General features: G+C 62.0%; 19 protein-coding genes. 9 read left to right on the top strand and 10 right to left on the bottom strand.

Features of this window, described 5'->3' with window-relative positions; translation table 11 throughout:
* Positions 1 to 1016 precede the first annotated feature (1016 nt).
* The 4 genes from A6D6_RS21770 to A6D6_RS18735 form a co-directional block, all read right to left on the bottom strand.
* Positions 1017 to 1406: a hypothetical protein gene (locus A6D6_RS21770; RefSeq protein ID WP_201303848.1), complete on the bottom strand. Its 390-nt coding sequence runs from the start codon at positions 1404 to 1406 to the stop codon at positions 1017 to 1019.
* A gap of 367 nt (positions 1407 to 1773) precedes the next feature.
* Entirely contained in the window at positions 1774 to 3486 is a 1713-nt protein-coding gene (gene leuA, locus A6D6_RS18745) for a 2-isopropylmalate synthase (protein ID WP_159661553.1), read from the bottom strand.
* Positions 3483 to 4223, bottom strand: a complete 741-nt coding sequence (locus A6D6_RS18740; RefSeq protein ID WP_159661552.1) for a GntR family transcriptional regulator — start codon at positions 4221 to 4223, stop codon at positions 3483 to 3485. Before A6D6_RS18740 ends, leuA begins: the two co-directional genes overlap by 4 nt.
* A 208-nt stretch (positions 4224 to 4431) precedes the next feature.
* Positions 4432 to 5385, bottom strand: coding sequence for an endonuclease (locus A6D6_RS18735; protein ID WP_159661551.1), 954 nt, complete (start codon positions 5383 to 5385; stop codon positions 4432 to 4434).
* Between the two features lie 288 nt (positions 5386 to 5673).
* On the opposite strand from A6D6_RS18735, the gene A6D6_RS18730 reads away from it, so the two are divergent.
* Positions 5674 to 6489 carry a DUF6694 family lipoprotein gene (locus A6D6_RS18730; protein WP_133493152.1) on the top strand — a complete coding sequence of 272 codons (816 nt, stop codon included), beginning with the start codon at positions 5674 to 5676 and terminating at the stop codon, positions 6487 to 6489.
* 6 nt (positions 6490 to 6495) lie between these two features.
* Here A6D6_RS18730 and A6D6_RS18725 read toward each other — a convergent pair whose 3' ends face one another.
* Genes A6D6_RS18725 through A6D6_RS18710 form a run of 4 tightly spaced genes read right to left on the bottom strand, consistent with a single transcriptional unit; the run spans position 6496 to position 13188 of the window.
* Positions 6496 to 6804, bottom strand: coding sequence for a DUF2149 domain-containing protein (locus A6D6_RS18725; RefSeq protein WP_133493153.1), 309 nt, complete (start codon positions 6802 to 6804; stop codon positions 6496 to 6498).
* On the bottom strand, positions 6804 to 7304 hold the full coding sequence (locus tag A6D6_RS18720; protein ID WP_133493154.1) for a MotA/TolQ/ExbB proton channel family protein: 501 nt from the start codon (positions 7302 to 7304) through the stop codon (positions 6804 to 6806). Before A6D6_RS18720 ends, A6D6_RS18725 begins: the two co-directional genes overlap by 1 nt.
* Entirely contained in the window at positions 7301 to 11236 is a 3936-nt protein-coding gene (gene cobN, locus A6D6_RS18715) for a cobaltochelatase subunit CobN (protein ID WP_201303847.1), read from the bottom strand. The genes A6D6_RS18720 and cobN overlap by 4 nt, the downstream gene beginning before the upstream one ends.
* On the bottom strand, positions 11236 to 13188 hold the full coding sequence (locus A6D6_RS18710; RefSeq protein WP_236564167.1) for a TonB-dependent receptor domain-containing protein: 1953 nt from the start codon (positions 13186 to 13188) through the stop codon (positions 11236 to 11238). Before A6D6_RS18710 ends, cobN begins: the two co-directional genes overlap by 1 nt.
* A 185-nt stretch (positions 13189 to 13373) precedes the next feature.
* Here A6D6_RS18710 and A6D6_RS18705 point away from each other — a divergent pair, with 185 nt between their 5' ends.
* A complete protein-coding gene (locus tag A6D6_RS18705; protein WP_133493155.1) occupies positions 13374 to 13823 on the top strand; it encodes a TraR/DksA family transcriptional regulator in 450 nt (149 codons plus the stop codon).
* Between the two features lie 333 nt (positions 13824 to 14156).
* On the opposite strand, the gene A6D6_RS18700 is transcribed toward A6D6_RS18705, so the two are convergent.
* Together A6D6_RS18700 and A6D6_RS18695 are read right to left on the bottom strand one after the other, a co-directional pair.
* Complete coding sequence (locus tag A6D6_RS18700; protein WP_159661550.1) at positions 14157 to 14960, bottom strand: hypothetical protein; 804 nt, start codon at positions 14958 to 14960, stop codon at positions 14157 to 14159.
* A 28-nt stretch (positions 14961 to 14988) separates the two neighbouring features.
* Complete coding sequence (locus A6D6_RS18695) at positions 14989 to 15567, bottom strand: TetR/AcrR family transcriptional regulator (RefSeq protein WP_159661549.1); 579 nt, start codon at positions 15565 to 15567, stop codon at positions 14989 to 14991.
* A gap of 104 nt (positions 15568 to 15671) precedes the next feature.
* On the opposite strand from A6D6_RS18695, the gene A6D6_RS18690 reads away from it, so the two are divergent.
* The 7 genes from A6D6_RS18690 to A6D6_RS18660 all read left to right on the top strand — a co-directional run bounded on the left by A6D6_RS18690 (position 15672) and on the right by A6D6_RS18660 (position 26302).
* On the top strand, positions 15672 to 16802 hold the full coding sequence (locus tag A6D6_RS18690) for a DUF418 domain-containing protein (protein ID WP_159661548.1): 1131 nt from the start codon (positions 15672 to 15674) through the stop codon (positions 16800 to 16802).
* A 203-nt stretch (positions 16803 to 17005) separates the two neighbouring features.
* Complete coding sequence (locus tag A6D6_RS18685; protein WP_159661547.1) at positions 17006 to 17698, top strand: hypothetical protein; 693 nt, start codon at positions 17006 to 17008, stop codon at positions 17696 to 17698.
* Positions 17699 to 17905: 207 nt separating this feature from the next.
* The gene (locus A6D6_RS18680) at positions 17906 to 18403 is read left to right on the top strand and encodes an RNA polymerase sigma factor (RefSeq protein WP_159661546.1); all 498 of its coding nucleotides are present in this window, start codon (positions 17906 to 17908) and stop codon (positions 18401 to 18403) included.
* Positions 18404 to 18522: 119 nt separating this feature from the next.
* Entirely contained in the window at positions 18523 to 19470 is a 948-nt protein-coding gene (locus tag A6D6_RS18675; protein WP_159661545.1) for a FecR family protein, read from the top strand.
* Between the two features lie 176 nt (positions 19471 to 19646).
* Positions 19647 to 22214, top strand: coding sequence for a TonB-dependent receptor (locus A6D6_RS18670; RefSeq protein ID WP_159661544.1), 2568 nt, complete (start codon positions 19647 to 19649; stop codon positions 22212 to 22214).
* A gap of 25 nt (positions 22215 to 22239) precedes the next feature.
* Entirely contained in the window at positions 22240 to 24057 is a 1818-nt protein-coding gene (locus A6D6_RS18665) for a hypothetical protein (protein WP_159661543.1), read from the top strand.
* Between the two features lie 64 nt (positions 24058 to 24121).
* Positions 24122 to 26302: a choice-of-anchor tandem repeat GloVer-containing protein gene (locus A6D6_RS18660; protein WP_159661542.1), complete on the top strand. Its 2181-nt coding sequence runs from the start codon at positions 24122 to 24124 to the stop codon at positions 26300 to 26302.
* The last annotated feature ends 27 nt before the right edge of the window (positions 26303 to 26329 follow it).

Genomic DNA, 26329 nt, shown 5'->3' with positions numbered 1-26329 from the left:
AAGCGATCGCCGGGGCAAGCAACAGCGCCGCGGCGCTGAGGCCACGGTTCAATACGGGGCTTAGTGTCATTGCTGACAATCCTCCTGATTATCTTCTTATCGTAGTGATGTTTTATTGTTCGAGAGGCCGGCGCTTGCCCATCCCCGGGCGGCTTCTCCGGTTCGATGGAGAGTACCGATAAGAAAGGGGGAGGGCGTACCAAGTTGGCCAAAAAAATTAAGATATTTAATCGTTCCAAAAAATAAAGTCTTATAAATCAATTGGTTGACTTTTATCTTCTGCGCCATTTAAAAGCGAAGAGCATCGTTTTTGTTGATTTTCAAAGGGGAGGGAAAGGGCGCCAAGAGTGTTCTGATAAAGCAACTTTTTGATTGAGAAAAAGACAGTGCTACCAATCTGCAACGCAGGCATAAAAAAGGGGACAGGAAAGTCGATCGGCAATATTTTTATTGGGCCGTTTTTCTTTTAAGGAAATGCAATTCGGTATTTGTAAGGAAGAGGTTTATAACCAAAAAGTAAACAGATGTGCACGAATTGTGGGGCGATTGTGGGGGCTATTGATTCTGGCGAGATGAATTCGCGCTGTATTCGCCGCCAAGGCAAGCATTGCAGGGCACCATGGAATCTCCCACGGAGCGGCTTCGTAGCCCATTGCTGTGGGAAGCGGCCTTGGCCGCGAATGCCCCGCTCCGTTGGCCATTCGCTTGCCAGCAAGCTTCCCACGGCGGCTTCGTAGCATGATCTGTGGGAGCCAGCTTGCTGGCTGGCACGCTAGCGTGCGGCGTCTCAGTGAGCCTGCAGGGCACCATGGAATCTCCCACAGCGGCTTCGTAGCCCATTGCTGTGGGAAGCGGCCTTGGCCGCGAATGCCCCCGGCCCGTTGGTGATTCGCTTGCCAGCAAGCTTCCCACAGCGGCTTCGTAGCACGATCCGTGGGAAGCTGGCTTGCCTGCCAGTGGGCCCTCGACTGCAAAAGATTCGCCAGCCCTTCTGGCGAATCCGACTGATCCCAGAGTTAGACTTCGGAACGCGAACGTTTTGTCTTCGGCAGGTTCTGGTCGGCAGCGAGGAGGTCGATGCCGTCCAGGATCATGGAACGATCCCGGATTTCGAGAGCATCGAAGCACTTTCTTCTATAGTCTTCCGATGTCTGGAACTTCCCCAATGCTTTTCTGAGTGGCTCCAGCACGGGATAGGCGGCTTCCGCCTTGGCAACGGCCAGCTTCCGGACAAAGGTTTTCTCCGGACCTTCCAGATCAGCCAAGGCACCCCGGTAAGCCCAGCCACGTTCATAGCGATTGCGCATTTCCTCCAAGGTGAGGTTATGCACGTCACGCAGCTCCCAGCACACCGCTTCCAGGAACGGAAGCCGCTCGGGCATATCGAAATTGGTTTGCTGCTGCATATTCCTGGCCCTTTATTCCTAACCTTATGATGGAAAAGGGAATTATGACCCTGCTCCGCTATTCGAGTCAGATGGCGCCTTTAGTAATCCCGGAGACGGAAGTCAACCTTCAACTGGCGGTTTAGCGAAAGCCCAAAGCGGCGTCTAATCCGTCAGATTCATAAAAAGGAGGCCAATCAGGAAGCAAGGAAAAAAGAGATGGCCGTTCTTGGGGGGGGGGGATTAGAACGGCCATGCTTTCAATACCTGAAAGAAGGGGTCTCACTGATTGGCACCCGTTGGGGGCGGGTGTGACCGAATCCTTGGTCGCCAGCGAGGTCTCTACTCTCTCATAAGTGCGGGTAACTGTGTGTAAAATGCCTATAAATCAGTTTTCTAGTGTTATGCGTGTCACATTTTGGCGGCTTCCCATGGCCAACCATCCTTTACCCATCGCCCGGTTGAGGGCACGGATCAGAGCCTGAAGGGAGGCGGTGAGCACATTCTGGTCCCGGGCCACGCCAAACAGCTGCCGGGTGCCCACCCGGATTTCCACGTAGGCATAAGCCTCCGAGTCGGCACCGTCACCGGCGGAATGCTGATGGTAGTCGGCGATGTCGCAGGTCAGCCCCAACCGGGCGCAGGCATCCACCAATGCTGATAATGGTCCGTTGCCGCTGCCTTGCAGGGTGAATTCGCCTTCCGGCGTTTGCAGGGCGCCACGCAGACGCGCTTGGCCGTCGGCGGTGGTCACCACCGGATCCCGCAGCGCCAGAGGGGCTGCTTCGAACAGGTACTCCTTGCGGAAGCACTCGAGAATCATGTCGCCGGTGATTTCGCGGCCGGTTTGGTCGGCGATCAGTTGCACCGCGGTACTGAACTCCATTTGCAGACGGCGGGGCAGAGTGATGCCGTGCTGTTCCATCAGATAAGCCACGCCGCCTTTGCCGGATTGGCTGTTGACGCGGATCACCGCTTCATAGCTGCGTCCCAGGTCCGCCGGGTCCACCGGCAGATAGGGCACTTCCCAAAATCCTTGCGGATTGCTGGCGCGGGCGGCGAAGCCTTTTTTGATGGCGTCCTGGTGGGAGCCGGAGAAGGCGGTGAAAACCAGATCGCCGGAATAGGGGTGGCGTGGATGCACCGGCAACTGGTTGCAGTATTCCACTTCCCGCTGGGTGTGGTGGATGTCGGAGAAATCCAGGCCCGGGCTGACGCCGGCGGCGTACAGGTTCATGGCCAGGTTGAGCAGGTCCAGATTACCAGTGCGCTCGCCGTTGCCGAACAAGGTGCCTTCAACCCGCTCGGCGCCGGCCAACAATGCCAGCTCCGCGCTGGATACGCCGGTGCCGCGATCATTGTGCGGGTGCACGCTGATGATGACGCTGTCCCGCCGGGAAACGTGGCGGCAAAACCACTCGATCTGGTCGGCGAACACGTTGGCGGTGGCGACTTCCACGGTGGTGGGCAGATTGAGGATCATCTTGTGCCGTGGCGTGGGTTCCATCACGTCCATGACCGCCTCGCAGATTTCCAGAGCGAAATCCTGCTCGGTGAAGCAGAAGGTCTCCGGGGAGTATTGGAAAGTCCAGTCGGTGTCCGGATAGCGTGCCATCTGCTCCCGGATCCGCCGGGTGGCTTGGGTGGCGATGTCGATGCAGCCCTGGCGGTCCACATTGAACACCACTTCACGAAACACTGGCGCGGTGGCGTTATAGACGTGGACGATGGCGCGGGGCACGCCTTGCAGTGCCTCGAAAGTGCGCTCAATGAGATCCTCCCGGGCCTGGGTCATCACCTGGATGGTGACGTCGTCGGGGATGGCGTTGGTCTCGATCAGCTCGCGCACGTAGTCGTAGTCGATCTGCGAGGCCGCTGGGAAGCCCACCTCGATTTCCTTGAAGCCGGTACGTACCAGCAAGTCGAAGAAACGCCGCTTGCGCTCCAGGCTCATGGGATCGATCAACGCCTGGTTGCCGTCGCGCATGTCCACGCTGCACCAGACCGGCGGGTGCCGCTGGACCCGGTCGGGCCACTGGCGGTCCGGCAGCTGGACGGTCTGGAACGGGCGGTATTTGCTGGACGGGTCCTTCAGCATCATTTTGATTCTCCTGCTATTCGGGCGGCATCACCCGCTGGTGATGCCGCGTTGTCCTGATCCGCCAGGTAGTGACGGATGGCGTGTTCGGCCTGGCTCAGATGGCGGCGTAGCCGTGCCAGGGCACGGCTCTCATCGCCACTCCGCGCGGCATCGAGCAGGGCTTCGTGGTCGTCGTGGGCCTGGTGGCCGGTGCCCATGGCGGAAAGATGGAAGCGCAAGAAGCGTTCTTCCTGCGCCAGTTCCTGCTCGATCAGGTACAGCAGACGGGCGTTGCCGGCCCGCCGGTAGAGCGCCATATGGAACTCCCGGTTGAGACGGGCGAGGGTGGCGCTGTCCCTGGCACGTCGCAGGGCGGTCAGACAGGCGGAGGCTTCGGCCAGGTCGGTATCGCTCAGATGCGGCAAGGACAGACGCAGTGCTTCGGGCTCCAACAGCAGGCGCACGCCGTAGGTATCCATGGCGTCCTGGTTGATCAGTGCGGTTACCACGGCACCTTTGTACGGCTGGATGTGCAGCAGCCCCTGGGACTCCAGCCGGCGCAGGGCCTCACGCACTGGCATGCGGCTGACGCCGAACAGGGTGGCGATCTCTTCCTGGCGCAGCGGGGTTTCCGGGGGGATGCGACCATCCATGATGGCCTCACGCAGCGCGCTTTCGATCACGTCCCGGGCCAGATGAGCCGGGGTCTCGGTGGGGGTGAAGACACCGGAGAGCGTGGGAATGGGTTTGCGGGGCACAATGCACCTCTAAATTGGATCCTGGATCCAATTTAGAGTATGACGGTAAGGCGGTGCTGTAAATAGATGGGGCGTGTTTTGCGTTCGCTGGCAAGCCAGCTTCCCACAGCGGCTCCGTAGCCCCCTCTCTTGGTGGGAAGCTGCCTTGGCAGCGAATACTGCACAAGCTCATCGCTCGTAAACCAATAGACCGGCCACGGCTATGGCGTCAGCGGCAGTTCCCGGCCTTGCGGTAGCCGGCGGCGCGGGCGGCGGCTTCGCTGTCGAAGTCCACCCGGTTACCGGGTTTCATGGCGTTATAGCTGGGGCAGCCCTGGGGCAGATGGTAGACCTTGCTATTGCGGTTGCCATGGATCGGGCCCGTGGATCGGGTGCTTTCGGTGCTGGCTGGTGTCTGACTGGCACTGGCCACGGAGGAGACCAGGCCTTCGCCGCTGTTGCGGTGGTTCAGCGTCCAGCGTTGTTCGCCGGTAACGAACGGATTGGAGTGTCCCATGATCGTGGCGATGCGCCGGTCCCGCTGGTGTTCCCAGGCGGATACCGGATGGCCTCGGTCCCAGGCCATCAAGAGCCGTTGCTGCTGTTTGCTCAGGCGCAGGTCGTATCGGTCGGCCATGTAGAAATAGACGCGGGCGACCTGGCCGCGCAGTGCCGGCGGCGGTTGCGCGGTACGGTGTTTGAAATCGACCTTGAAATCGCAGGCGCCGTATTGGGCCGCCACGTTCCGAACCGGGCCAAAGTTGTAATTGCTGCGATCCCCGTTGACCTCGCCCACCACCGGGGTGAGGTTGTGCATGTCCGCTTCCATGACCCGGAACACGGGATCCTCCGATACGCAGTTGCGGCGCCCGCCGTTTTGCCAGCACTGACGTTGGCGGCCAAAGTTGGAGGCGGGAACGATATGTTCCCATTCAATGCGCGCGGCCCGGTTGGCCTGGGCGCGCACCTGATAACCGCATTCCCGCAGATGTACGCGACCGCCGGTGCGGCCGGTCCAGTCCCAGGTGCATTGGCAATAGGCGTCGCCGACCTGATTGCGATCGTTGTAAACATGATCACGCAGTTCTTTTTTTGCTTCGGCGAAGTGTTGTGGCGCGGCCAGCGCGGATAAGGTGAAAAGACAAACGAAGAGAGCGGGGAGCCCGCGTTTCAATAATGCCATTAACAAAAATGCCTTGTTTTACAGCGTGAAGTGAGCGGCGCGCAGTATAGCGACTTGACCGGCGGGGGAAAGGAAAATGCGCGGTGGTAAGGGACTACGAAGCCGCTGTGGGAAGCTGGCTTGCCAGCGAACCGGGCCTGGGGATATCAACTTGCGCCGATTCGCTGGCAAGCCAGCTTCCCACAGTGGCTTCGTCGGATCGGTAAGCGGATCAGCGTTGTGCGCCCGGTATGGTTCGTATTCATGAGAGGGTGCTATAGTCCGGCCAGCACTGATCACGGAGGTTCTATGAAAGGCACATCCCGATGCCGTGGTGCTCTGCTGGTGGCCGTCGCCACGGTGGCACTGACCGCCTGTTCCGAGCCCACTATTGATGGCGGTTCGGAACAGGCGCTGCAAACGTCCATCGCCCAGGTCCGTGATGGTTTGCCGCCGGAGCAGGCCGACCGATTCGAGCAAGCGCTGCAGGTGATCGCCTCGGATAAAGCGAATTTCGCCGCCTCCGTGAAAGGCGACCCGCAAGACGTGGAAGAAATTCTGCGGCTCGCTCTGAATGGCAAGACCGGCAAGGCGGTGATCGCCCAGGCGGATCGCATTCAACAGGCCCGGGAACAGGCCCGCCGTGACAAGGCGGAGCAAGAAATTCAGGCCCTGGAAGCGGAGAAAGCGAAAGCGGATCAGGATCAGGCGGCGTTGTCCCGATTCCAGGTGGCCTCGGCGAATTTCTTCATGAAGGACCGCAAGATGTTCGGCAAGGAACCGGTGATTGAGCTGTCGGTGGTGAACGGTACCGACAAGCCGGTGTCCCGTGCGCATTTCCAGGGACGTTTCATCAGTCCGGATCGCAGCGTGCCCTGGTTCGACGAGGATTTCAGCTACGAGATTCCTGGTGGCCTGGAGCCGGGGGAAAAAGCCAGCTGGAGTCTCTCGCCGAGCCGTTTTGGCCCTTGGGGGGAACCGGATGTTCCCGAGGACGCCAAATTCAGTGTCACGGTGGTGGGGCTGGATGGCGCGGAAGGGGAGCCGCTGTTTGAGGAACACGAGTTCAGCGAAACCGCGGGCCAGCGTCTGGCGGAGCTGAAGGAACGATACCGGGCGGAATAACCCGGTTCAGTCCTCCGGCACATAGATCATGCGCCCGTCATCGAGACGGTAAGTAACGCCGGCCCGGGACCCTTGGCCCTGGCCGACTTCGCCGTTGGACTCGTAGCGTGTCAGTTCCTGCCCGTCCTTGATGGTGATGCGCATGTCGGCGTCGCCCGGGTTTTCCACCACCACCACCTTGTCCCGCGAGAACGGGCTCAGTGGGTTTTGCGCGATGGTCACCATCAGAATGCCGATGATGACCAGGAACAGGTCGATCAGGTTGATCACCGAGAGCATCGGATCGTTGGCGTCTTCGTCGTCGAGAAAACGCATCAGAGTCCGCCTTCCTGTTGCCGCTGTTTTTCCAGCTCGCGCAGGTCCTGCAACAGCCAGCGCCGACGCACGGTGAGAATGAAAAAGCAGAGGCTCGCTGCCAGCAGAGCCAGGATCACGGCGGAGAACGCGGCGACCATATTGCGGCCGACGCTTTCGGCGTCGTTGTTGCCAAGGGCCAGCAGCGCCGGCCCCATGGGAATCATGGTGGCGATCAACCCGAGCATGGGGGCGGTGCGCGAGACGATGCGCAGCCACTCCAGCCGGCGCAGGATCCATAATTCCAGATCATCGCTGTGCGGCATTGAGTCGTGCCGCCGGGCAAACGCGAACAACCCGCCGGCCTGGCCGCCCCGGCGGCGTTGCCAGGCTTCCATCAGGAAAGCGCCAAACGTCACCAACGCATAGGCCAGGGCGAGGGCGATAAGGATCAGCACCGGCGCCAGAAAAAGACGGGACACGGTGTAAAGCAGGGTTTCGATGTCGGCAAAAGCGGTCATGTGTTTCTCTGGATTCGATTTTCCGGGAGCGGTGAACGGGTAAGCGGGGAGCGGGCTTGCCACAGAGCGCCGGCGCCAATCAGAAGCAGCATCAAGCTAAAGGCCCAGAGCAGCGGGGGAGCGTCGTCCGGGGATTCAGCGGCGACCGCCTCCATGACCTGTCCCTGAACCGCCTGGGGCTCATTGGCGTCGTTGGCCGAGGGCGGCTGCGCCGGGTTGGGGGTGGCATCAGCGTCCGGTTTGGCGCCGCCATCAAGCCCGAAGCCCCGTGCCATGTCGGCGATGAAGCGGCGGGTCATTTCCGCGCCGGTGTCCACCTCGAACTGCTCCGACAGGGTTTGCCAGCGTTGCGCCAGTTGACGGCGGGTTTGCTCGGAAGCGTCCCAGTAGCCCTTGCGGATGGCCTCGGCCATGCGTTCCAGCATTTGTGCCTGGGCGGTGGGATTGTGCTGCTCGAACCACTCGTTGGTGCCCAGTTCACGGCTGTCGGTCACGTAGGTATCGAACAGCGACTGCCACTGGTCGTCGCGCACGGTACTGGGATCCATGGCCTGCCAGCCGAACAGATTGTTGGTGGCGTTGAGGACCTGCAGGGTGCCGGCGTAACCTTCCTGCTGCATGGCGCCGATCCATTGCGGGTTGAGATAGCGCACGCGCAGTTCGTCGGACAGGAACCGCTCCAGGCCGGCGGTGTTCACATCGCCGCTGCGCAGGTCGGAGATCAGCAGTTGGGGCGCCTCACCGTCCAGATGCCGGATCGCCGACGACAGCCCACCGAGAAACTCGAACGGATGGTCGGTGGAGAGTACGCCGTGCAGGTTTGATGACCGCGACATGATCGCGGCCTGGGCGCCGCTCAACTGTTGCGCCAGCAGATTGGTGTCGCCGGGCAGGTCGGCCTGGCCGTTAGTGCCATAGGCGTGGCGGTTGCTGGCCAGAAAGCGGCGGGCGAGGTCGTCGTCGTCGTCCCATTCGGTGGAACGCAAGGCCAGATCGGGGACTCCGGTGCCGTACTCCCCCGGCGCGCTGGAGAAAAGGCGATAACCGGCGGCCCGTGCCGCCTGATCGGAGGACAGGCCCTGTTCCGTCAGGACCGAGGCGATGCGCCGGCTGTTGGCGGCGATCGGGTTGTCGAGCTCGTCCAGTTTGGCGAGGCGCTGCAGGGCGTCATCGAGCAGCGACATGAAGCTGTCGAACTGATCGCGATAGACGCCGGTGACCTGCACCACCACATCGGTACGCGGGCGGCCCAGTTGCTTCCGGGGAATGATCTCCAGATTCGTGACGGTGCCTGAACGGTCCCACACCGGTTGCAGACCCAGGGCGTGCAGGATTTGCGCTTCGGTGACGCCGAAGTGCCGGATCGCCTCCGACGACCACAGACTGAACGCCAGCTTGGTCGGCCACTGGCCGTCGTGTTCGGCGCGGAAGGCGTCGAGCAACTGCCGATAGGCGTCGGCGCCGGCGTCGTAGGCGGCCCGGGAGGGAATCTTGTCCGCTTCGAAGGCAAACAGGTTGCGGCCGCTGGTGGTGTCCGGATTGCGGATCGGATCGCCGCCGGCGCCGGGGGCGACGAACCGTCCGGCCAGGCCGGCGAGCAGGGCCTGGTTTTCCTGCGTGTCCTGCAACTGTCGGTCTCGTTGCCGCGCTTCACGGGCGAATTCCGCCAAGTCTTCGGGCAGGTCGTCGCCGCTGTCCGTTTGCAGCATGCGTTTGACGGTCTGGTAGGGCAGGGTTTCGGTCAGCTGATTGTGATCGGCGGCGAACAACTCGTTTCTGTCCACGCCAAGCGCGCTATAGAACCGCTCGCCGAGCTGTTGCATCAGGGTGCTAATGCGGTGGGCCTCGGCGGCGGGCTGGCCAAAGGTGTGCAGCCCCAACGGCATTGCCGTGCGGGCCAGTTCGTGCATGTGGTCGTGCAGGTGATGGAAAAAGCCATCGAAATCCTGGTCGATGCGCGATGCACTCCAGCCGATGTCGTCGTGCAGATGCGCGGCGACGGCGGCATCGCGAATCCGGGCCCGAAGCTGGTCGCGCACGCCACCGTCGTCCACCTGCTGGTATTCGTGTATCAACTGATGCAGGTCGCGCAGTTGATCGTACAGGCCGGCCGGCGCGAACGGTGGCGTCTGGTGGCTGATGGTGACGGCGCGGCCGCGCCGCTTGGCCTGGATCGCTTCGCCGACGTTGTCCTGAATATAGGGATAGAACACGGGCAGATCGCCCACCGCCAGCCACGGATAATCGCTGGCGGCGAGCCCGCGGTCCTTGCCCGGCAGCCATTCCTGGGTGCCGTGGGTGCCGAGGTGAATCAGCGCATCGGCGCCGTATTGGCGTTGCAGGTACAGATAGCTGGCCAGATAACGGTGGGCCGGTACGCTGGCGGTGTCGTGGTAATGGGCGTAAGGATCGGCGCCGCGCGGCGGCTGGGGCATCACCAGCAGATGGTCGAGCCGCCAGCGTGGAATGATGAAAGAGCGCCGGCCGTCGATCTCGCGCACCGCCGGGTCTTGCGCCGGATCGCCGGCTTCCAGCAGCGCGTCCCGACGCGATGGCGGCAATGAAGCCAACCAGTGTTGGTAGTCGTCCACCGGCAACAGCGCCGCCAGATCGTCTTCGAGCAAGGCCTCCAGGGGCTCGCTGCCGTACAGCCCTCCGAGCAGGCGCTGGCCGGTGGCGATCACTTGCTCCTCGCTGACCGGCTCGCCCACCGCGTAGCCGTTCGCGGCCAGCGCCACCTGGATCGAGACCAGACTGAGCGGCACATTCAGATTCGAGGCGCCCAGATTTTTCTCGCCAGCGGGGTAATTCCAGTACATCAAGGCCAGTTTTTTGTCGGCCGCCGGAGTATGTCGAAGTGCCACCAGTTTTTTCAGCTTGGCGATCAGCGCATCGGCCTGCTCGGGCAGCAGGTCATCGATGCCGTTGGTGGTGGCGGAGAGCACGGTGGGGTCGCTGATGCCCCAGCCTTCCGGCGTGGCCAGAAACACAGCCGTGGTACGGGGCGGCACGCCGCTGGCCGCGTCTGGCCAATCGGCGGCCTCGCCGTCGCGGAAACGCAATGTCTGGATCACCGGAATGTCGAGGGCGAGGAAGTCCTGGCTGCGCGCCTTGCCATCACGCAGGTGGGTCAGGTTCACCAAGGCGTCCGCCTCCGCGCCGTTGAGCAGGCTGCTCAGACTTGTTCCGTCAGCGCCGTCGAACCAGAGCACCACGGGCAACAGATTCGCCGCCTCCGTCCGTTGAATCAGCGCGTCTATCTCCCGGGTCAGCATGTCGGCGACCACGCCCCGGTGAATGACAAAGGCGACACGGCCATTGGCGCTCTGTTTATGCGCGCCGAGGTACCAGCTCAAATAGGCTTTCGCGGTTTTGAAAACGTGCGGTGCGTCAGGATGGTAAAAGCCGGTGGCGGGCAGCGCCCTGGCGGTTTCCAGCAGGGTGGTGGCGGGGCGGGCACCGTCGTTCACCGCGCGGATCAGGGCAAAGAAACGGTGGAAATTCTGCTCGCCGCCGGCGGCGTACAGCGACGTCAACGCGCCGCCGTAACGATCGTCCAGGTGTGTCCAGAGCGGCCGTCCGCCACCGATGATCAGCCGGGGCTGTTGGTCCGCCGCGAGGTTGTCGACGATGCCGCTGACCCGGGCGCGGTCATTGGGACGCGGCACGTCCAGGACCAGCCAGGACGCGGTGGCGACCGCCTCGCGCAGTGCCGGCTCGGAAGCCGTGTCGATATTCAGGTGGGTCAGGGTGAGTTCCTGTTCCGTGGCGAAGGGCTGCAATTGCTGGAACTTTTCCGCTGAGACAAAGCCGTTGTGCAGCACCAGGACCACCGGTGTGGCGGCGGCGGAACGATTGGGCATGGTCAACAGTACGGCGACCCATAAACCGCACAGCATCAACCATGAGGACGGCGACGTTGATCGACTCATCAGAACGTCGCCGTCAGGCCGACAAAGTAGCGCCGTCCTTCGTCGGCGCGGTCATGGAGATCAGGGTCGTCATTGGCCAGACGCTCATCAGTGAGGTTTTCGACACCGGCGTGCAGGCTGATTTCTCGGCTGAAGGCGTAGTCCACGTAGCTGTACAGTAGGGTGCGATCAGGACGGTCGCGCTCGGTTTCGGAGCGGTACTGGGAGCCGACGTACTCGGCGCGGAAGCGGGTGCTGATCCGGTCGGTGGTGTCCCAGATGAGCGTGGTGTTGGCGCGATGGCGGGAGCGGTCCGCCAGGCGCTCGTCGTTGGTACGGTCGCGGGCATCCAGATAGGTATAGTTGGCTTCCAGCCGCCAGCGCTCAAGCAGAACCACCGCGGCGGTCAGCTCCAGTCCGCGCAGGCGCGCCTTGGCGATGTTGTCGTATTCCAGACAGACGTAACCGGGCTCGAAGCAGGTCGGCTGGCGCACGGTTTCGATCAGGTTGCGCACATCGTTGTGGAACAGGGTGGCGCCGGCGGACCAGCGCTGCTGGTTGTAAGTGGCGCTCAGTTCAAAGGAACGATTGGTTTCCGGTTCCAGGTCCGGGTTGCCGCGAATGATGCCGCGCCCGCCCATGGCCGCCCGGGACTCGAATTCCGGTGACAGTTGTTTCAGGGTCGGTGCCTTGAAGCCGTGACCGGCGCCGGCCTTGAAGGTCAGCCGGTCGGTGGGGTGGAACATCAGGTAGGCTCGTGGGCTGGTTTCCCAACCGAAGTCCTGATGACGATCGAAGCGGCTGCCGAGCACCAGCTCCCATTTGTCGCCAAGAAAGATCTCATCCTGGGCGAAGGCGGCATAGTGGGTCAGGTCGTCTTCGCCTTTGCTGTTGATGTTGGGGTCTTCCAGTTCCTCGCGGCGCATCTCGCTGCCCACGGTGAATTTATGGGTGTCGGCGACGATCCAGCCGACGCGGCCGTCGAGCACGGTGTCGGTGAACCGGTTGGGGCCGGTGGTATCCGCGCCGTCACTGCGGTAAGTCTCACGATCCAGGGTGCCGCGATAGAGGCGGACCTGACTGTTGCCCCAGCCCCAATCGCCTCGGTGGGAGAGAGAATAACGGCGGCGCTGCACGTCATTGTCGGATTGGTAGGGGCTGGCTCGGCTGCTGCCGCGAACGCCTTCCAGAGTCTCGTTGCCGGCGTCCACGGAGAGATCGACACGCTGATAGGGATCCGGTGTCCAGGTCAAACCCACATGGCCACTAGTGGCGCGTTGTTCGTCCAGGGCGGTGAGTTCGGGGTCGGCGGCGTCGAGCAGGGCGTCGCGACGGCGGTATTCACCCCAGACGTTAACGCCCAATGTGCCCGGTAGCAGCGGCCCGCCGGCATAGAAGCCGCCTTTGTAGTGATTGCCGTCCAGGCCGTGATCGCTGATCAGGGCCTGGCTGCCGAACGAGCCCTGCCATTGGTCGGTGGCGGAACGGGAGATGATGTTGACCACGCCGCCCAGTGCTTCCGAGCCGTATAGCGACGACATCGGGCCACGGACCACTTCCACCCGCTCAATCGCTTCCACCGGCATCCAGCCCAACTCGAAGTCCGAGTGGGCGATGGCGGAGGCGGAGTTGTTGATGCGTTGTCCGTCGATCAGCACCAGGGTGTGTTCGGAACTCATGCCCCGGATCGAGATGCCGCGCCTGCCCAGACCGACGCTCTCCACGTCGATACCGACGGCACTCCGGACCGCATCGGAGAGATCGTGAACGGGCCGTTGGCGCAGATCATCGCCATCGATCACCGATACGCTGGCGGGGGTATCCGCTTCGTTCCGTTCCGAGGCCGTGGCGGTGACCACGATGGCCGGCAATGTGGCGGTTTGATGGCGCGGCGTGGACTCCTCGCCGATGGCCGGGTTGGCGGTGACAATGGCGGAGAGCGGCACAAGGGATACCAGCGAACGTGGAAACATCGGAGCCTCACGAGAAGGGCGCCAGGTGGCGCCAAAAATGAATAAGGGCGGCAAGGGCTCTGTTCCTCCCCCGAGGAAAGAGCCGGGTGGACCGGTTCCAAGGGTGGTTCCGAATCCGAATTTAAATTATGTTATATCATAACAATTAAGAAACCAACACAATCCTTCCTGAACAGGAGTGCCTCATGTCTGAAGCTACCGCCACGTCTTCCATGGACCGGCCGCCGACGGAAGCGGCGCTGCGGCGGATGCCCAAACGTGACTACATGAACCGGCGGCAACAGATGTTCTTCCGGCAGCGTTTACTGGCGATGAGAGAGGCGATTGAAGCGGATCTGGCCACTTACCGCCTGGCGTTGCAGTCCGATGAGCGGCAACCGGACGCCTTTGATCTGGCCAGCGCGGAGGAGGACCGGCGCTATCTTTTGAGGACCATTGAGCGCAACGTCGGGCTGCTGAAAAAAGTGGACGGTGCCTTACGACGGCTGGCTACCGGCGATTATGGTTACTGCCTGGAAAGCGGCGAACCGATCGGTATCGAGCGGCTGCTGGCCAGACCGACGGCGGAGTATTCCATCGACGTGAAAGCGCGCCAGGAAAGCCGGGAGAGGCATTACGTTCATCACCGTTCGTGATCGGTGCGAGTTCAAATCGGTGCGCTGATACAGGGACCGCCCGGTCGGCACAGCAACTGATTCGTAATCAGTAGGTCGGAGGTCCCTGTTCGACAGGTCCGGTAATTGCTGTGGCGTTAAGTCCCAAGCCTGTTAAATTCGGACGCTGCTACCAAGCCGCTGTGGGAAGCTTGCTGGCAAGCGAATGGCCAATGGCCCAGAGGCATTCGCGGCCCAGGCCGCTTCCCACAGCCCCTTCTGTGCCAGCGGTTGCGGACCCGTGCCCCGATGTAGACACCCGTTTCCATTCTTCAAGGAGAGATGAACCGGCCCCAACGGCGGGGAGGCGGGCGGCTATTCCATCAGCGTGACGTGATAGTGGCCCTCTTTGTCGGTGCCGGTCTCCTGAACCAGAAGCGCCTGACCATTTTTCCGCGCGATCCAATACACGCTGCTTTTATCCCGATTATGGATTGCCACTTCCTGGCATCGGTAGCGTTTGCCGGCGAGGTCGATGTATTTTTCGCCGCGGGCGGTCAGGGTGTAGGTCAGAATTTCCATGTTCTCGGGTTCAAAAACGCTTACGGCGGTCTCATTGAACCGGTAATCGTGATCGTGAATGTAATCCAGCAAGGCTTCATCGACCACGTCGAAGCTGGTCAACGGCACCATGATGCCCTGATCCGAGTCCTCGCCGCCGAACACGGAGAGGAAGCCCAGCTCAGGGAAGAACTCGGTCAAGATGGAGAACGATACGTCGACAACCTGCTCATCCTCTCTTTGCTGGCCGCTCTTGACTTCCGACGCGGTCACCCACAACTGCCCTTCATATTCTTCCCCGTGAATATAGAATCCCTTCCCGTTTTTGAAGAGCTTCATATCCAGTCTGGCAGGTTTGTAATTCCGCAGACGACTTCGTATCTGATACTTGCGTGACCAGCTTCCCCACCATCCGGAGAGGGACAGGTCGCCACTGACCGAGATCACTTTATCCTTGCTGTCCTCTGTGTCGGACCGTTCTTCCAAATGAACAATCTCACCGAGATATTTGTCGTCGGAGAGTACCGAGTAACGCAGACTGTCCCGTTCCGCCGCCGCGACGGAGGCGGAGCACATTCCCATGTACGCGGCCCAAAGCACTTTTCCCATTCTGGTCATTCTCGTTCTCCCCACGGTCGAATCCCTTTCACTGCTCCGCGCCACATTCCAGAGCGAACGCCTTGCGCAGGTGCTTTTCCGCCGAATCAGGGCTTACCGGGCTGATACCAGAGATCAACAGCCCGGCCAGGCCGTCGTAAAGAGCCCCCAGTCGAAGCGCGCTTGCCTCGGGATCCGGCAGTCGCCATGAGCCGGACTCACAGCCGTCGCTGAGCACCCTGGCCAGACCGTCCTGCATGCGCGCCTGGATGGACTTCAACGCGTTTCTCATCGGCTTGTCGCTCGCCGCCAGTTCGGTGGCTTCGATCCACAGCCGCCAATAGGGACGGGCGGCCTCGACAAAGGCCTCCCGGAAGTAACGTTCCATGACGATTTGGGGGGTCTGCTCCTGTTCGAATTGATCCTTGGCCACTTCCTCGAACAGAGCTTGCCAGGCCGCGGCACGCAACTCGGGCCAGCGAAAGTAGTGATTGAGCAGCCCGGTGCCGACGCCGGCCCTCTGCGTGACCGCCCGTGTCGTCGCGGCCGTCAGCCCGCTTTCGATGAGTACCTCGATGGTCGCGTCAATCAACGTCGCCTGACGTTCCCGGGATTTTCGGGTGCTCATTTTCCTCTCCCGCCTTGACAGAATTGAACATGCGCTCAATATTAATTGAACAACTGCTCAAAATCGAGACCCGAATCGTGTTTTCACAACCACAGCCCACATCCATGCCACTGTCAGGACACCGGTCACCCGGACGTAATCCCCATCCGGACGCGGTACGCGTGGCCGCGTTGATGGGCATCTGCATCGTCAACGTGCCGTTCATGGCGTTGCCGGTGGAGGCCAGTCTGGTCCCGCCGTCAGCCGCCTTGGATCAGGTGGTGGCCTTTCTGGTGGAGGCGCTCTTCCAGGCGAAATTTTTCTTGCTGTTTTCTTTCCTGTTCGGCTGGTCCTTGCATCAGCAAGCGCAATCCGCTCAAAGAAAGGGCGTCTCCTTCAATCGTCGCCAGACCCGGCGTTTGTCCGGCCTGGCGGTACTTGGCGCGCTTCACGCGGTCTTGGTTTTCAACGGGGACATCCTGTTGCTCTACGCTTTGCTGGGTCTGGTGATCTGGCCTCTGCGTCAGCGCGACCCGGCCACGCTGATGCGCATCGCGCTGACCATGGTGCCGCTGGGCGCGGCGTCGTTGACGACTCTGGGAATATTGCTGCCGGACACATTGTCCTCGAGCACGACATTGGGCGCGGGATATTGGGAGGCCACTCGGACCCGCTGGCTTGATTGGCCCGGGACATTCGCGTTTCTGTTGCTGTTCCAGGGGCCGTTGGCGTTCGCGGCCTTTGCTTCCGGTCTTGCCGCGGCCAAGAGCGGCTTCTTTGACACGCCGTTGAACCGGGGACGTGTCTCCCTGAACACAGGGCTGCCCTGGCTGATTTTCTTCGGCGTTACCTTCAATCTCTACTACGCCGCCGCCATGAGTTGGGTGATTCCCCCTGAGCAGGGCCTGCACTCGCTGGCCGGCCTGGTCGTCCTGGTGCTTGGTGCTCCGCTGCTTTCCGCCGCTTATCTGGGACTGCTGCTGAAACTGACCGAGCGGTACACTTTGCCACACTGGTTGATCAGGGCTGGATGTAACTCGCTTTCAGTGTATGTGCTGCAAGGTATTCTCGCCGGTGCCGTGTTCGGCGGCTACGGACTGGGGCTGTTCGGGACGATGGGGCAGGGCGCGCTGTTCTTCGTCGCCATCGCGGTGGCGGTGCTGTCGATGGCGATTGTCAGTGTCCTGGCGAAACGGTTTAAACGCGGCCCTCTTGAGGCGCTGTTGCGAGCCTGGACGTACGGTGGCAGGCCGTGACCGGCCGTCGGGTTCCATTTGATGTAAAAAAAGCGTGTAAAAACGTAAATGGAGCTGCAAAGGGAACGTAAAGATGGCCAAAGATGCACTACACTGCCGTTTACGATAAAGGAGGGTTGATTCGCTGGGACGCGGTTGAATCGTCAATCTGTCGCAGGGCCGGTGTGATCCCGGTGGGCGGCGAAACGAGGACCATCACGTCAATGATTGAGTATTTTGCCCCGGACGAACATCCGCGCGGTTTCGTCGGGTTCCTGGTGACTGCTCGTATCGAGGGGCACACCCGAAAAGCAACCTTTTCCACTCAAACAGCGTCATCCCAGGATAAATCCAACCTTTGGGTCCGATACCAATGGCTGAGTGCCGTGGGAATGGACCTGGAATGGAAAATCGAGAAGCGGGAACGACAGTACCAGAAATTCGTGACCACTGACCATCCCGAAACAGAGCCGGGCCGGGGTTTGGGCGTCCACGGGCTCACCGCTGCCTTTTATGCGTCGGGCGATTCGTGGATTCCCGCCTTTGCCGTGGCGCGCCATCCGGACCTGCTGGGTCGTCCACAAGCGGATCGGCGCTTCACTTTCGAACAGGCTCCGTATTCCGAGGTCTGGCGGGAAGCTGTCACGTTCTGGGCGGAGGAGCACGCCATCGAGGAGGCCGACCGGGAGCGCTTGTTGGCCCAGATCCCGGAGCCGGCTTTGTTTTCGGCCTTGCGGCGGCGAATGAATGATGAAGGGAACGACGTTCCCACGGAGGCGCTGTCCTCGGTATTCCGCGAACAGCGCGAGGCACTGGCGGCCACGAGAGCGCCGGCACAGGCTTTGGAAGCCGCGCTCATGGATGATCTGAACGATTGGCGGCGTCGCCACAAAAAGCACAGGGACAGCGCCGCCTGACCCCGCCCTGACATAACGCAAGATGCCGACACTGAAGCCCAAGCGCCAAATGAGGTTGGGGAAAGCCGAAGCTGGCTCGTCTAAGCCTGGGCCAGGAACGGGGCCCTGACGCGGTTTTCCGCGGAAGATCAGGCTCAAGCCGTGACTGGACGCACAAAATGATAATGAATATCATTGTCAACTCGAATGGCGAGCTGAGGGTTAACCGTGAGGCAGGGCGCGCTGCTGGAGGCGTACCAGCAACATAGAGAAGACCTGCTCGGTTTTTTAACCCGGCGCCTGCGCTGTCATTTCACCGCCGCGGATCTGCTCCAGGAACTGTATCTGCGTCTGGTTCAAGCGGAGAACCAGGGGCCGGTCCTCAACAGGAGGGCTTATCTGTACCGGATGGCGGCCAATCTGGCCACCGATCACATCCGGGTGGAAAGCCGCCGCCGTGAGATCCTGGAACAGAACCATCAGCCCGAGGACCTTCTCGAGACCCGCGGACCCGAGCGTAATTGTATGGCCGACGAGACCTTGCGGCGTCTCCAGGACGCGCTGCAAGATTTGCCGGAACGTAGCCGGCACATTTTCTTTGCCAACCGGTTCGAAGGCAAAACCCAGCAGCAGATCGCGAAAGAGTTGGGGGTTTCCACCACCACGGTGGAGAATCATATTCGCCGGGTGTTCGAACATCTGGCGAAAATTCGTGATCAACGCTGAGCAAAAAGCCGAAAATCGAATGGAAAAGTTGGGCAGGCCGGGCACCGGCTCGTCCTACCGGATATAGGGCTGGACTTTCCGGTGTAACACCGGGCTTGCGAAAGATCCTGGACGGGTTAATGACTTCGACGGACAACAATACAGACAGCGGGATGATCGCGGAAACCGCCCGTCATTGGGTGATCCGAACCGCTTCGGGCTCGATGGATCAAAGTGAACAGGAGCGGCTTCACCGCTGGCTGGCCGCCGATCTCCGTCATCGCCGGGCCTTTGAACGTGAACAGCAATTCTGGGAAGATCTGGCGGCGCTGGAGGCGGACATGCGCCCGGCACCAAAGGTGACGGCGTTGCCGGTTCGTCGACGCCGCTTTCTGTCTCTGGCCGCCGCCGCCAGTGTCGCGCTGGTGATGATGGTGCTGGCGTTGCGGCCGCAGGGTGACTTTCATACCGCGCCGGGCGAAATCCGGACCGTCGCCCTGGAAGACGGTTCTCGTATGATTCTGGACACTGACTCCGCCGTGGATGTGCATTATGACGCCGGGCGGAGGCGTATTGAGTTGCGACACGGCCGGGCCTGGTTTGAGGTGGTTCCCAATAAGCAGAGGCCGTTTCAGGTCTGGTCGCAAGGTGGTATGGCACAAGCGGTGGGGACGGCTTACCAGGTTGAGGACCGTGGCCGCTCGGCTTTGGTGACCGTGACTCACGGCGCGGTGTTGGTGCGCTCGCCGGAACAGGGTAGTGGCCACGGGGTAACCGTCCATGCCGGACAGGCCGTGGCCTATGATCAAGGGCAGGCGCCGTCCGCGTCGTCGAACGCGGATGTCACCGCTGCTCTCTTATGGACCCGCGGCAGGCTGGAACTGGATGATTTGCCGCTGGACGAAGTGGTAGCGGTGATTCAACGTTATCACCCCGGCAAGGTGCTCTTGCTTGACGCTGACGCCGGCCGCCGCCGCGTATCGGCGATGCTGTCCGTGGCCGAACTCGATAAAGGTCTGGATGCCCTGGCGGAAAGCCAGGGGCTGACCCTTCGCCGGCTGACGCCTTATCTGACGCTCCTTTACTGATTTGCCTTGAAATCGCGTGTGGACATTGATGTCCGCACCGGGCGATGACCGCGTGTGCTCTCTTTGTCTGGCAAGAAAATAAAAAAATACGATTGGGAATGAAACTCATTTGCTCGTCCTAGTTGTCAGTAGCGTGTTTGATCGCGCGGCACAGATAACAGGACGGAGTAAGCAGAGTGTCAGGCTCGAAGTTTTCCGCTTTTACCCATCGCCGTTATAACACGGTGTGCTGGATTCTATCGGTGGCCCTGGCGGGCCCAGTGACGGTGGTCAGAGCCGAGGAGGGGCGTGTCCAAGTAGTGGCGGCGGAAGCGCGGCTGACATTCGATATTCCGGCCCAGAGCCTGGAGTCGGCGTTGAAGTTGTTTACCCGTCAATCCGGTGGGCAGTTGATCTACGGTGCGCTGGATCTGTCTCCATACCATGCGCCGGCCGTGCAGGGGAGTATGACCTACGGTGACGCTCTGTCCCGTTTGCTCTCCGCTTCGGAAATAGAATTCCGTCTGCGGGACGGTAACGTGGCGGTGCTTCGCGAGCGCCGGGATCAGTCCGCCGAGGAGGTCAATACCCTGCAGCGGGTGGATGTGGTGGGCACCTTCGACGAGGAGCGGGAACACATCTATCAGACGCCGGGTGCCGCCGGTGTGGTGACCCGGGAACAGATCGACCGTCTGCCGCCGCGCAACACCTCGGACGTGGTGGAAAATGTCTCCGGCGTGTTCACCTCGCAAAGCCGCCAGAACCCGGGCGTGTCGGTGAACGTGCGTGGCATGCAGGATTTCGGCCGGGTCACGGTGATGGTGGACGGTGCCCGCCAGAACTTCCAGAAAAGTGGCCACGGTTCCAACGGCCTGGTCTACGTGGACCCGGAGTTGCTGTCCGGCGTGGACGTATTCAAGGGGCCGGTGTCCACCGCCGGTGGCGCCGGCAGCATCGCCGGCACGGTGAACTTCAAAACGCTGGACGCGGACGATCTGCTGGAGAACGGTGAGCGCGCCGGCGGGCGCCTGAATCTTAACAGCGGCGACAACGGCTACCATTTCGCCGGCAGCCTGGCCGCCGCCTTTCGTCCCTCCGACAATTTCGATATGACCGCCGCCATCAGCCGCAAGAACCTGGGCGACTACGAACGCGGCCGCCGCGGGCTTCCGGATGACACACCGGATTACTTGCACGGCGTCAGTCAGTTCACCGGTCAGGAGCAGTGGTCCGGCCTGTTCAAGACGCGCTGGCGGTTCGCGCCGGATCAGTCCCTGGAGCTGAGCTATGTGGGCATGCGCGCGGACTACAGCGAGAGCTATCAGGACACCAGCTTGCAGGACCACCAGCGCGGCGAAAACGAGGCGCACACCGATACGCTCAGCGCTCATTACCATCACGGCGGCGGTGATAACCTGCTGCTTGATCTGGATGCCAGCCTTTACTACACCCTGACCCGGGTGAACGAGGCCCGACGCGGGTCCAATTTCTACGACGATTTCGCGGTGGAGTACGAGACCAATACCGTGGGTGGCACGCTCGCCAACCGGTCGGTGTTTCCGTTCTCCGGGTTTGATCTGGCGTTGGATTACGGCACCGAGTTCTACTACGACTGGACCGATCCCCAGGCCCAGTCCCGATCCAACGACTCGCAAAGCTCCACGGAATGGTTTACCGGCGCCACCCCGGAAGGGGAGCGCTGGGTCACCAGTGCCTTCACCGAGGCGACCTTTCAGCATCAGGACTGGCTGAAGCTGATCGCCGGCCTGCGCTATGACTGGTATCAGATCGAGGGTAATGGGCGCGTTTTCAACGGTCTCATTCCCAATCCGGAAGGCGTGCGCCCCAGCTATACGCGCATCTACACCAATTTCGACGTGGAGCGTCACGCCGGCGACTTCGCGCCCAAACTGACCCTGTCCCTGTCGCCGTACCGCTGGCTGGAAGTCTATGGCTCCTATGGCCAAGGGTTGCGCCCGCCGGCGATTACCGAATCCCTGCTGTCCGGCGCCCATGTGGGCAACATGTTCTATTACTACCCCAATCCCGGGCTGGAGGAAGAGCGCTCGCGCAACTGGGAAGTGGGCGCCAACCTGAAATGGGACGGCCTGCTGGCCCGCGGCGATACCTTGCGCACCAAGATCGCCTGGTTCGATTCCACCGTGGAGAACTACATGGTGCAGGGCGCCATCATGACACCGGTGGACGAAGCCCAGCCGGTGGGGTTCAGCGGCTTCGCCTTCGTCAATCTGGACGACGACGTGCGTTTTCGCGGCCTGGAGCTGGAAACCGATTACGACGCCGGCTGGGTGTTCGGCGGCGTCTCCTACACCCGCATGCTGATCGACATGGGCGAGGGCGGCTACGACCCCTTTCCCCTGGGCAGCGTCTATGGCTATCCGGACACGGTGTTCGGCGAACCCGGTGGCTACAACGGCGGCGCCGTCTGGTATGTGCTGCCGCCCCGGCAGCGCGTACTCGCGAACCTGGGCTTCCGGCTGTTCGACCGCAAGCTGACCCTGGGGTCGCGATTTCGCTACGAACGCACCTCCAAAACACCGCCCATCGGTGGCTGGGTGTCCGGCAGCGCGGTGGACTCCTGGCGCACCTGGGATCTGTGGAGCAGCTACGAGCTGACCGACAACGCCACCCTGCGGCTGTCGGTGAATAACCTGCGCGACACCTACTACACCGAGATGAACGGCGGCAGCTACCAGGTCGGTACCGGCCGCACCGTGATCGGCGGTATTTCCCTTCGATTCTGAACCGATTCCGCAAGAGGACAGAACCATGAAAGCAAGATGGCAAACCCCCGCGGCGCTGGCACTGTGCGGCGTCGTGTCCCTGACCCAGGCCGCCGACGGCGATTTCACGCCGAACGTGATTGTCGATTTCACCGGGGCCGCCGGCGAATTTCGCGGTAAGCGCCCGGAGGCGCCGCCGCTGCTGGGCGCGGATGGCCGACTCTATGGCGTCACCTTCGACAGCGGCGAGCCGGGTGCTGGTGACTATTCCGTTATCACTCAAGGGGTGTATTACAGCCTCGATCCGGATGCCGAGTCACCGGACTACCAATACCAGTTATTGGGTTCCGCCATCGGTTCGCCCTTGAGCACCCTGGTGGCGCGTAGTTCCGGCGGTTTCCTGGTAGGCAGTTCCCGCGCCGAGGATGTGGATGGCATTTCTTCCGACGGTCAGGCCGGCTGGAATGGCATTGGTGCCCTGGCGGAACTCAATGGTGAACTGCCGCTGCAGGCGGAACGCATCGTCGTGCCGGCCGGCTTCGAGGACGCGGACGCCGCTGATATGAAGGCGCGTGGCCAGATGGCGGTGGACGGTGACGACAATGTGTATTTCTCAAGCGGCGGTCATCTTTGGCGGCTCGGCGCGGACAATACCCTGGGCGTGCTGGCCGAACTGCAGGATGAACGTTTCTTCGTGGAAAAGATTGGCAATCAGAATTTTCACCGGTTCGGCCAACGGGTGGTGGCGCTGGTGTGGAGCGAGGTGGATCAGGCCTTGTACGGCGTGACCAGCGGCGGCAGTGGCGGGAACGCCGGCGGTGATCCCGGCGAAGTGGAGGCGGGCGACCCGTCGGGCACCGTATTCCGCATCGACGCGGATCAATTGACCGGTGGCGACACCACCAACCCCGTTTTGCTCTACACCCTTTCTGATTCGTTGCACGGCAATCCGTCGGTCAGCGACGCGGGCTTTACCGGCCTGGTGGAAGACGGTGCCTGGCTGTACGGCGTCACCACCGAAATCGCCTGGCGAATCAGGAAGGACGATCCCGCCAGCTTTACGGTGGTGCACCGGTTCCAGGATGAGGGGGGCGCGGCGCCCCGTGGCGCTTTGGCCCGGGCCGCCGACGGCAACATTTACGGCACCACCGAATTCGATTACAGCCAGGACGATGGTCGGGGTGGCGCCGGCGGGCCCGGCACCCTGTATCGCATCGTTACCGGTGACGCGGCGGATCGCGCCGATGACACTCTGGAATTCCTGCATACCTTCGACGCCGCCACCGAGGGCAGCGCGCCCATGGGCCTGTCCGCCGGCGATATCCGCGCCGATGGTGACGGCGGTCAGATGCAACGCCTGTTCGGCGTGACCCAGGGCGACGCGGCCAATGGCGAAGGCGGCATCTTCAGCGTGGACGTCCCTCTGCAAGCGCCGGCCATCACGGACTTCTCGGTAACCCCGGCCACCGTCACCGTGGGCGATGATCAGGCGCCGATGCTGTCCTGGAGCACCACCGGCCTGTACGGAGACAGCGCCTGTGTGATCGATGCCGGCGATTCCGCCGACTACGCCGCGCTCGCCGACGAGAGCCGCGCCGCCAGCGGCGGCCTTGAACTGGTCCCGCCCGGTCAGTATGGCACCGTCACCTTTACCTTGACGTGCACCGCCGCCGACGGCGAGACCACCGTGGACGACACCGCGACCCTGACCGTGGCCCGCGCTGAAGACGGTGCCGGAGAGGGCGACGGTGATGATAGCAGCGGCGGTGGTTCGTCCGGCGGTGGTGGTGGCGCGGGCGCCTTGCTGCTGGGCCTGCTGGCATCGGCGGGCCTGATGCGCCGCCGCCGGGCCAGCCAACGCTGAATCCCTTGTTGATTTATCGGACCGGGCCCATGCCCGGTCCCTGTTTGTCTTTCAGGAAACGTCTATGAACGTGCTTCGATTGCTGCCGGCCCTGACGTCCGGTCTGTTGCTGGCCGCGCCCGCTGGCGCGGCGGAGGATGTCACCTTCACCACCATTACGTCCCTGCATTATTTCGCCGATGCCAACGGTGAAGGGACGGAAGATCAACCCAAGGGCTGGCCGCCGACGCAAACACCGCTGGCCCCGCCGTTGTTCAGTCTCACCGAGAACAGTCAGTATTTGCTGCTGCCGGTGGAGCGCGCGCGGGCTGATTCATATGGCGCTCTGCTTCGCTCGCCGGCGGTCGCTTCTCACTATCAGGTGGAGGGCCCGAAAACGGAGATGGGCATCGAACCGGAAACGATGACCGTGCAACGGGCCGATGGCTCCACTTTCCAGGCGAGCTCCGATTACCGCCTGCTGGGCAATTATGTTCAGCGCAACAATGGCGATGTGATTGGTATTGTGGTTCCGCCGATGGGCCGCTTCCAATACGCTTCGCCGCCCAACCCCAATAGCGCGGCTTTCAGCACTGAACTGTTTACCGATGGTGCGTTGCAGGGAGGGGCGCTGTACCGACTGGACAGCGATGGAAACTACGCGACGCTGCTGGAAGCCAGTATCGGCGTATTGCACGCGCCGGTGGGCTATCTGCTGCACGATCCCGATTCCGATGTGGTCTATGGCATCGACGAAGGTCCGCAGGGCAACGGACGCCTCTTCCGCCTGTGGCCCGACAACCGGGTCGATATTCTTTACACCTTCGCCAACCAGACTGGCCGGGATCAGTTGCCCAACGGGGTGATCCTCGGCGAGGACGGGATGCTATATGGCCTGTTGGGGTACGACCGGGGCATGCCGTACCGGCCTGGTACCCTGACTGATCCGCAGACCGAGGTGGGCGCGGTGTACCGGCTGGACCCGGCCGATCCCGATGGTGGCATCGACATCCTGCACACCTTTACCCTGACGGAGGGCGAGATCAATGTCGCCAATCCGGGCCGTCGCCGCTGGTTACAGGGCTCCACAGGCTACCATTCCGATCAACAGGGCGATGAGCAGCTTTCCACGGTACCGGTGCTGTCTCATCTGGTGGCCGGGCCGGACGGTTGGCTCTATGGGGGCACGGCTGTTGGAGAATGCCAGGTCTGGGTGGAAAACAGCTTCTGGGGCGACGACCGTGCCCAGTCCGCCCCCCTGTGTGGCTGGAACATCAGCCTCACCAACAGCCTGAGGTACTACGTGTTCCGACGGCAGAGCGGTACCACACCCTATATCTACAACAGTAATGGCTATCCAGACTATCCGAATGGCGTCACCGAATGGCCCTATGGTATTCAGCATCCTTTCTATGATGGACCGCGTCCCTACGGTGCTCTCTACCGGGTCAACAAGGACACTGGCGAATTCCAGTTGCTCCACGAATTCGACTACGACGACGGCGCTTCACCACGCGGGCCCATGGCATTGGGGCCGGACGGCAATATCTACGGCACCACGCTGACCGGCGGGACGCTGCGCGAGTTCGAGAAAACCAACGGCCAGGTTCACAAGTCCCGCAACGGCATCCTGTACCGCATCGACCCCACCGCCATCCAGGTGGACGATGACGGCAAGGTCACCGCCGACGGCTTCGAGCTGCTGCGCGACTTCACCTACAACCAGGAAGGCAACACCCCCATCGGCGTGGTGCGGGGCACGGATGACCGACTGTACGGCGCCTCGCTGTACGGCGGCCAGGAATTCGTGCGCGGCGCCAGCAACACCACCGCGCCGTACGACGACTACGGCACCCTGTTCGTGGTGGATACCTCCGGCACCGCCATCGAGGGCTCGGTGGTGCTTACCGCCACGCCGCCGGTGATCCAACTGGGCGAAACCAGCGAACTGACCTGGACTGGCAACGGCGTGGAGAACTGCCAGGCCAGCTCCGGGCTGGACGCCTGGAATGGAACCCTGGCGCCGTCCGGCAGCATCGACGTTTCTCCGGCGGCGGGCAACTACTACCTGTCCATCGCCTGCGAGGACCAGAACACTGGCCGTTCGGTGTCCGATACCAGCGTGCTGCGGGTGGACATGGAATCGGAAACCGAAGATGGCAACAGCGTCAGCTATGGTAACGGCGGGGGCAGCCTGGGAGTCGGGGGGTTGGTGATGCTATTGGGCGTTGCCTTGCTGCGCCGCCGCATTCGACGAACGGGCTAAGAGCCTGTTCACGATCTTTACGCCGCC

Source organism: Alcanivorax xiamenensis (assembly GCF_009846745.1).
In the GTDB taxonomy this organism is placed as follows: Bacteria; Pseudomonadota; Gammaproteobacteria; order Pseudomonadales; family Alcanivoracaceae; genus Alloalcanivorax; species Alloalcanivorax xiamenensis.
This window is presented reverse-complemented; position numbering and strand designations above follow the sequence as displayed.